This is a genomic window from Mesorhizobium sp. (genome assembly GCF_004962925.1).
GTDB lineage: Bacteria > Pseudomonadota > Alphaproteobacteria > Rhizobiales > Rhizobiaceae > Mesorhizobium.
This window is the reverse complement of record NZ_SUEO01000258.1, coordinates 1-8,289: the sequence shown is the minus strand read 5'-3', so window position 1 is coordinate 8,289 and position 8,289 is coordinate 1. Positions and strand designations below refer to the sequence as shown.

Genomic DNA, 8,289 nt, shown 5'->3' with positions numbered 1-8,289 from the left:
GGACCACAGGCTGCCGCCGAGCAGCCCGAACAGCAGGCCGGCATTGCGCTCGATCTCGCCGACGTCGCTGCCGTGCCGGTCGCCGTCACCCGCCGTTATCGCATTTGCCGCCTTTCTCGGCGAAGCGCTGGTGCCGGCGCGCGGCTGGCTGGAAAGCACCTACCAATCCGAAATCACTCGGGCGCTGTGGGCGCCTTGGGTGCTGCATGCCGGTCTCGGGCCAGAAGACGCCTTTTCCGGCCAGATCGCCAAAGTTATCGCCTTCGCGCTGGAAGCTGCCGGCGCGCCGATCGTCAAGGGCGGTACTGGGAATCTGCTGTCCGCCTTCGAAGCGTTGATCAAGGAGCGCGGCGGCGTGATCCGGACTGAAGGGGACGTTGCCTCGGTCATCCAGACGAATGGCCGAGCCACCGGCGTGCGGCTGACTTCGGGCGAAACGGTCAACGCGAAGAAGAGCGTCATCTGTTCGGTCACGCCGACCCAGCTCTACGAACGGCTGCTCGGCGACGCGGCTCCGAAAGCAGACCTCGAGGCAGCGCAAAAATACCGCTACGGCAAAGGCAATTTCCAGATCCACTATGCCTTGGACAAGCCGCCCGCTTGGCGTGGCGAAGGCTTGGACAAGGTCGCGCTGCTGCATCTGACGCCGGGGCTCGACGGCGTGTCGAAAGCCTGCAACGAGGCCACGCGCGGCATGCTGCCGGAGGTGCCGACCATCTGTGTCGGCCAGCCGCACGCGCTCGATCCTTCGCGCTGTCCGGAAGGCAAGGCGATCCTGTGGCTGCAACTGCCCGAGGCGCCCCGCACCATCAACGGCGATGCCGCCGGCAAGCTGCCACCGCCGGCCGACGGCCGCTGGACCGAGGCATTGCGCGAAGCCTACGCGGACCGTGCCGAAGCGATCCTCGCCAGTCATATCGACGGGTTCAAGGACAGCGTGATTGCACGCCGCGCCTATTCGCCGGTCGATCTGGAAGCGATGAACGTCAATCTGGTCGGCGGCGATCCCTACGGCGGTTCCTCGACCATCGACCAGTCATTCCTGTGGCGACCGTTCAAGACGAGCCGCAATCACGCCACCGGGGTCAAGGGCCTCTACCATATCGGCGCCTCGACCCACCCCGGCGCCGGGCTTGGCGGCGGCTCCGGTTTCCTGCTGGCGGGGAGGCTGTGATGGAACAGAAAGTTGAAAAGCGCCAGCGCATCTCGACCCTGGGCCAGATCGGCTTGCAGCAGTTCGCGCCCTATCTGATGAACCGCATCATGGGCCGCTACAACGCCACCTTGCGCGACGATTTTCGCAAGCAGGGCCTGACCATTCCGCAGGTGCGCACACTCGCCGTGCTGTCGGTCACCGACGGCGTCACCGTCAACGACCTCTCGGTCTATACGGTCATTGAACAATCCACGTTGAGTCGGACGCTCGACACGCTGGAAGGGCAAGGGTTTGTGCGGCGGGAGCAGGGAGTCACTGACAGTCGCATCCGCCATGTGTTCTTGACCGACGAGGGTCGCGCCGAGTTCACCCGCGCCTGGCCGGCCATGCATGATGCGTTCGAGGCCATGTTCGACGACGTCGACGATGCTGAATATGCGGCGCTGATCGCGACGCTGCAGAAGATGCTGAAGAACATTCGCAAGCACGACATTTGATCTTACGCGCTGCCGGCTGCCGGCGGTAACGGAAGGAGCCCAAAATGGCTGAACGGTCTTTTGCCAAGGAAGTCGAAAAGCTCAGGCTCGGCGCCGGCGAGGAGTTTTCCGGCGAAGGCATCCTCGCCATCACCAAGGCGCTGCTGCAATGCGGCGTCGGCTATGTCGGCGGCTATCAGGGTGCGCCGATCAGCCATCTGATGGACGTACTGGCTGACGCGCAGGATATTCTGGGCGAGCTCGGCGTGCATTTCGAGGCGAGCGCCTCGGAAGCAACCGCCACCGCCATGCTGGCGGCATCGGTGCATTATCCCATCCGCGGTGCGGCAACCTTCAAGTCGACGGTCGGCACCAATGTCGCGTCGGACGCGCTGGCCAATCTCGCCTCGGGCGGCGTCACCGGCGGCGCGCTGATCATCGTCGGTGAGGATTACGGCGAAGGCTCCTCGATCATGCAGGAGCGCAGCCACGCCTTCGCCATGAAGAGCCAGGTCTGGCTGCTCGACCCCCGGCCGAACCTGCCATCGATCGTCAAGGCGGTGGAGGACGGCTTCGAGCTTTCCGAGATTTCCAACACGCCTGTGATGCTGCAGGTCCGCATCCGCTGCTGCCATGTTCACGGCCATTTCATCGCCAAGGACAACAAGCGGCCGGCGATGACGGTGGCCGATGCGCTCGACGCGCCGCGCCGCGACACCGGCCGCATCGTGCTGCCGCCCGCCTCCTTCCTGCACGAGAAGGAAAAGGTGCAGAAACGCTGGCCGGCGGCGGTCGATTTCATCCGCGAGAACAAGATCAACGAGTTCTTCGGCCCCGAGCACGGCTCGATCGGCATCGTGATGCAAGGCGGCATGTACAATTCGGTCATCCGGGCGCTGCAGCGCCTCGGCCTCGCCGACACCTATGGCGAGACCGACGTGCCGCTCTACGTGCTGAATGCCGTCTATCCCTTGGTCGATGACGAGTTCCTGTCCTTCTGCGAGGGCAAGGACGCCGTGCTCGTCGTCGAGGAAGGCCAGCCCAACTATATCGAGCAGGCCTTTGCCGCGATGCTGCACAAGGCCGGGCGCGGCACAAAGCTCGTCGGCAAGGAGCATCTGCCGATGGCTGGCGAATACACCGGCCAGGTCATGCTCGACGGCATCGGATCGTTCCTGCGCGCCACCATCCCGCATTTGCTGCCGGGCGAGGTTCGCGCGCCGAACAAGATCGGTGACGGGCTCGACACCGCCGACCTGATCAATGTCGTTCCGGGCCGTCCGCCCGGCTTCTGCGTCGGCTGTCCCGAGCGGCCGATCTTCGCCGCCACCAAGCTGGTCGAGCAGGAGCTCGGCAAGCATCACATCGCCTCCGACATCGGCTGCCATCTGTTTTCGATCATGCCGCCTTTCGAGCTTGGCGCCACCACCATGGGCTACGGGCTGGGGCCGGCCTCGGCCTCGGCGTTCAACTCGCCCGATGCCAAGCGCCGCTCGATCTCCTTCGTCGGCGACGGCGGCTTCTGGCACAACGGCCTGACCTCGTCGATCGGCAATGCGGTGTTCAACAAGAATGACGGCGTCATCGTCATCGTCGACAATTTCTATTCGGCAGCGACGGGAGGGCAGGACATTCTCTCATCCCGCGCCGGCAACAAGACGAAGTCGACAAAGCACCCTATCACCGAGGCGGTGAAGGGCATGGGCGTCAAATGGCTGCGCCACATCGACCGCACCTACGATGTCACCAAGATGCAGGACGCGCTGCGCGAGGCACTGACGACGGACGAGAAGGGCCCGAAAGTCATCGTCGCCTCGTCCGAATGCATGCTCAACCGGCAGCGCCGCGAGAAGCCGCTGGTCGACAAGGCGATCAAGAGCGGGACAAGGATCGTCAAGCCGAAATTCGGCGTCGACGAGGACATCTGCACTGGCGATCACGCCTGCATGCGGCTTTCCGGCTGCCCGTCGCTGTCGGTGAAATCGCTGGACGATCCGCTGCGCGACGATCCGGTGGCGCATATCGACCAGAGCTGCGTCGGCTGCGGCAATTGCGGCGAGGTCGCCGATGCGGCGGTGCTGTGCCCATCCTTCTACCGCGCCGACGTGGTGCACAATCCGAGCCGCTGGGACCGTTTCCTGGAAGCTGCGCGTCGCGCCACGATCAGCCTGTTGCAACGGCGCCGTGAAAGCCGGCGCCTGACATTCGCCGATGCTTGACGCCGTTCCCTCATCGCGCTCGAAAGCCGGCGCTCCCGAAGACGAGCGCGTCATCAAGCTTGCCGTGCTGGCGGTCGGCGGCCAGGGCGGCGGCGTGCTGGCCGACTGGATCACCGACGTCGCCGAGCGCAACGGCTATGTCGCGCAATCGACCTCGGTCGCCGGCGTCGCCCAGCGCACCGGCGCTACCATCTACTATGTCGAGATGGCCAGAGACACTGGCCGGCTGCCGGTCTTCGCGCTGTCGCCTTCGCAGGGCGACGTCGACATCTTGATCGCCGCCGAACTGATGGAAGCCGGCCGCGCCATCATCCGCGGCTTTGTCACGCCCGAGCGCACCACGCTGATCGCGTCGTCGCACCGCATCGCCGCCGTGTCGGAAAAGATCGAGCCCGGCGACGGCCGGGCATCGTCGCCAAAGGTGCATGCGACAGCCGAGACGGCTGCCAAGCGCTTCATCGCCTTCGACATGGAGAAAATCGCCGCCGACAACGGCTCGATGATCTCGGCCAGCCTGCTCGGCGCGCTGGCGGGTTCCGACGCCCTGCCGTTCACCCGCGAGAGCTACGAGCAGGCGGTCAGTGCCGGCGGCCGCGGCGTGAAGGCCAGTCTCGCCGCCTTCGGCGCCTCCTTTGATCGCGCCCATGGCATTACGAACGCGCCGCCTCTGGGCGACAAGATTGCAGAGCCAAAAGCTGCCGAAACCGGCTCGGGCGCGGCGGCAAAGGTGAGCGGCCCAGAAGGCCTGTTGAAGGGCTGGCAGGACCTTGCGGCGCGCGTCGATGCGCTGCCGGCCCCGGTGCGCGACATGGCGCTTCGCGGTCTGAGAAAGGTCGTCGACTATCAGGACATCGCCTATGGCGGCGAGTATCTCGTCCGGCTAGACCGGGCGGTCGTCCTGGACAATGCCGACCACGACCACGCGCTGTCGATATCAGCTGCAAAGCATCTGGCCAACGCCATGTGCTACGACGACATGATCCGCGTCGCCGACCTGAAGACGCGCTCGACGCGCGACAAGCGCGTGCGCCGCGAGGTCGGCGTCAAGGAGGGAACGGTCCTGCAGGTGACCGAATATTTCCATCCGCGCATCGAAGAATTCTGCGGCACACTGCCGGCCGGGCTCGGCAGCTATATCGAGGCGCGGCCGAAGCTTGCCGCCTTCCTCGACCGCCGCATCAATCGCGGCCGCCGCATCCGCACAGACAGTTTCGCCGGCTTTGCCGCGCTGTGGTTCATCGGCGGCCTGCGCCGCTGGCGCCGCCACCTGCTGCGCCACAAGGTCGAGACCGCGCATCTCGAGCGCTGGTACGCGCTGGCGCTCGGCCATGTCAGGGAAGACTACGCGCTTGCCACGGAGATCCTCAACTGCCGCCGGCTGATCAAGGGCTACAGCGACACCCATGTCCGCGCCCAGTCGAAATTCGACCGGGTGCTGTCGGCGCTCGACCTGCTCAAGGGCCGCGACGACGCCGCCGACTGGATCAGGCGCCTGCGCGAAGCGGCGCTGAAGGACGAGAAGGGCGACATGCTCGACGGTGCGCTGAAGACTGTGGCGTCGCTGGGCGATGGCCCGGGTTCATCGAACTGATCGGTGAAATAACTGGTGCCGCTTGCGCACCTTGACCACCCGACGCCGGCGACCCTTTCGGTCGCCGGACTTTCCGTGGATACCCTACGGAATGCAGTGCTTCTCGATGTCACGCGCCGTGAACTCTGCTGCGCGTCGCCACGCTTCGTCGGTATCGCCCCGGTAAGTCAGGTATCGATCGCAGACAGGTTTGTTGTCGTTCAAATCCAGCACCGCAAACTTCACCCAGCCAACCAGCGTGCTCATCTTGTGCATCTGACCGATCAGGAGATATTTCGCGCTTGCTGTTCTTGCCCGCTTCGAGAGATCGACAAGGCCGGGATCCCTAATGGTGCACCGTTCTGCATGACAGGGTAATGCGACGAGGTCGATCTTCCCCGAAAGACCATCTCGCAACGCAACGCCAAACGCCTTCAGCCGCGCTTCGTGTTCGGCGGTCTGGTCCCTGACTTCGCCTGATGTATCCCTGAACTCGAAATCCGCGACGGCGAGGGTCCTTGGCTCGACGGCATCGGCAAAGGCGGCCGACGCAAGTGCACCGGCGCCTAGCAGGATCAGGAAAAATCGTCCGCGCTCAAAAAGCCGAAATCGAACTTCTTCGCATCGCACCTTGAGCATCTCGTTCTCCGAGGTTGGGACGATAGCCATCCCATTGGCGGTGCCGCTTGCCTTCGCATCGTTGGAAGACGCGAAAGCAAGCGCAAGACTACCCGGTTGCGTCGCAACGTCAACTTTCCGCCCTTTACTGGGTGGACTCGATCTTCGCGACAACGAGCTTGCCTTTGGCGCGCGAGATTTCGAGTGTCTGGCCGGGTTTTGCCAACTCGCCCGGGACCGAGATCACCATCGCCTGGCCCTCGGTAAGGGTCGCGACGAAGCGCACGGGCAGACTTTCTTCGCCCGCCGCCATCGTGGTGACCACGCGATAGCCGTCATCCGCCTCGGTGTAGTAGACGACGCCGTGAAAATTGCCGAGATCGACGGTCCCACCCTGGCGGGCCGTGAGTTCGCCGGCAGAAGCGGAACTTGCTACAACGCAAAGCGCTGCAAGAGCTGTGTATCTGAACATTGTATTTCTCTCCATTTAGAATTGTCGTTCGGGTGGATGGTCGCCTTCGGCTGCATCCCAATAAGTCACGCTGCGAGCTGATCCACGCGGGCAGCTGCGATCATCACGCTCGCGAGCAACCCGTAGGCCGCTTCCCAAGCCTCGCGGACAGCCGGCGTAAAAGCCTCACCGAGGCCGGCCGCCAGCGTCTCGATGAGCGCTTGCCCGACGATCGGGTAGTGATGTTCCTTGACGCCGTAGGCCACGTGTCGCCTGGCGAGCACGCGCACCGTCGGGAGGATGGTGTCGGCACGGTCCAATCCGTGCACGACGAAGCCCAAGCTCGCCATCAGCTTGGCGCCTTGCTTGGTCATGTCTCTCACCGGAAACAGCGCGCGAAGATCCGCGTCAATCGCGAACAGGCGTTCATAGAACAGCGCGGCTGCGGCGACGCGTATCGCGACGACCTCGCGAAAACTGTCCTGGACAAGTCTGATCTGGTCGGGTGTCATCGGCGACGCTCCTGCATTCCCTAGCTTGGGTGAGGCTCGACAATCCCTCCAAAGCGTTTCGCGTGCATGTCGCCTGCGCGTAGATGTGTTTCAGTTGTGTCTCAATTGGTTTTCATTTGCGCTCATTTGTCTTCAGATCACGACGGACGGGGTCGTGCGCTGGGTCGCTCGCATCCTGGTGAGGGCGCGTTTGAAATTGAGGAAGACGGAGGCGAGCCTGTGGTGACACGAGGCAAGGGCGCCGCTGAAGAATGCTACCAGCGTGCTACCACGTGGTTTTGCTATACCCTCGGAACCCGCAAAGCCTTGAGAAATAGTGGTGCCGCTTAGGTGACTCGAACACCTGACCCCATCATTACGAATGATGTGCTCTACCAACTGAGCTAAAGCGGCCCGGGAAGCCAGGGCCTCCAAGATGCGCTGGGTGATAAACGCAACCCGCCACAAATTCAAGATGGGACTTTGGCATTTCGCATTGGGGCTCATGCCGGGCCGATCAGGGGCCACCGCGCCGATCCGCCATGTGGTCGCGCGAGGCCGCACCGGCAGGTCGCGCGACCGCCACGTTGGCGCCGTGGTGGGAAAATCGGTGAAAAATGTTGATTCCTTTAACGAAAATCGCCGAAATGGGCCTCGGATGCGTCGCCAAGGCAGAATGCGGCCGCTGGCCCGTTGATTGATTGGTCGCCTACGGCTAACGATCATGACAATGTGACCGTACGTGCAGAGAGGTCCCGTTTGGACGCGATCGAAAAAGCGATCCGGAATGCCTTCGAGAAAGGCAATGCCGAAGACCGGACGTTCCGCGAGAGGGTCTATCGATCGGCCTTCGCCGCACTGGACCGTGCCCTGCAGGCCAACCCGGGCGTGACGGTGGAAGTCGCCATCAAGCGCCGCAAGGCGGTGCAGGCCAAGATCACGGAAATCGAATCCGAATTCCTGCCGGCGGTTCCCGACGTCGGTCCGCCGACCAACGATGACGCCGCAGCACCGGCGGCGGAGCAGCCGGCCGACAGCGAAGTCGAGGCCGATGCCGAAGCTGAAGCCGATACCGAACCGGATGTCGAAGCCGATGCTGGCCCCGCTCCGTCGCCTGACGTCGTTGTCGACGGTCCGGTGGAGCCTCGTGCATCCGACGCGCCCCGGTCGCGCGTCTTGCCGGTCGTTCCCGATATCATGCCCGAAGCGGTTTCTGCCGATGTGCCGGAGATCGACATGTCGTCCCCTGCATCGACCGGAGTCGATGATACAGAGGTGATGCCCGACCGCGACGAGAGGCGGGTGAGA

General features: G+C 63.9%; 6 protein-coding genes, 1 tRNA gene and 2 pseudogenes. 5 read left to right on the top strand and 4 right to left on the bottom strand.

The window, feature by feature from the left end; translation table 11 throughout:
* Positions 1–106: 106 nt before the first annotated feature.
* From E5W87_RS31515 to E5W87_RS31500, 4 genes and pseudogenes are all read left to right on the top strand, one after another.
* Positions 107–1,174 (top strand): annotated as a pseudogene (locus E5W87_RS31515) (phytoene desaturase family protein); the annotation flags it as partial.
* Positions 1,174–1,653: a MarR family winged helix-turn-helix transcriptional regulator gene (locus tag E5W87_RS31510; protein WP_126037474.1), complete on the top strand. Its 480-nt coding sequence runs from the start codon at positions 1,174–1,176 to the stop codon at positions 1,651–1,653. The pseudogene E5W87_RS31515 and the gene E5W87_RS31510, both read left to right, overlap by 1 nt.
* Before the next feature lie 44 nt (positions 1,654–1,697).
* Positions 1,698–3,851, top strand: coding sequence for an indolepyruvate ferredoxin oxidoreductase subunit alpha (locus E5W87_RS31505; RefSeq protein ID WP_292406677.1), 2,154 nt, complete (start codon positions 1,698–1,700; stop codon positions 3,849–3,851).
* Positions 3,844–5,442 carry an indolepyruvate oxidoreductase subunit beta family protein gene (locus tag E5W87_RS31500; RefSeq protein WP_292406674.1) on the top strand — a complete coding sequence of 533 codons (1,599 nt, stop codon included), beginning with the start codon at positions 3,844–3,846 and terminating at the stop codon, positions 5,440–5,442. Before E5W87_RS31505 ends, E5W87_RS31500 begins: the two co-directional genes overlap by 8 nt.
* 84 nt (positions 5,443–5,526) lie before the next feature.
* Here the strand turns inward: E5W87_RS31500 and E5W87_RS31495 are convergent, their stop codons facing one another.
* The 4 genes from E5W87_RS31495 to E5W87_RS31480 form a co-directional block, all read right to left on the bottom strand.
* Positions 5,527–6,060, bottom strand: a complete 534-nt coding sequence (locus E5W87_RS31495; protein WP_292406671.1) for a DUF2380 domain-containing protein — start codon at positions 6,058–6,060, stop codon at positions 5,527–5,529.
* Positions 6,061–6,184: 124 nt separating this feature from the next.
* Positions 6,185–6,511: a hypothetical protein gene (locus E5W87_RS31490; protein WP_292406668.1), complete on the bottom strand. Its 327-nt coding sequence runs from the start codon at positions 6,509–6,511 to the stop codon at positions 6,185–6,187.
* A 65-nt stretch (positions 6,512–6,576) separates the two neighbouring features.
* Complete coding sequence (locus E5W87_RS31485; protein ID WP_292406665.1) at positions 6,577–7,002, bottom strand: globin family protein; 426 nt, start codon at positions 7,000–7,002, stop codon at positions 6,577–6,579.
* 317 nt (positions 7,003–7,319) lie between these two features.
* Positions 7,320–7,395, bottom strand: a tRNA-Thr gene (locus tag E5W87_RS31480).
* 345 nt (positions 7,396–7,740) lie between these two features.
* Between E5W87_RS31480 and E5W87_RS31475 the strand changes: the two are divergent.
* Positions 7,741–8,289 (top strand): annotated as a pseudogene (locus E5W87_RS31475) (hypothetical protein); the annotation flags it as partial.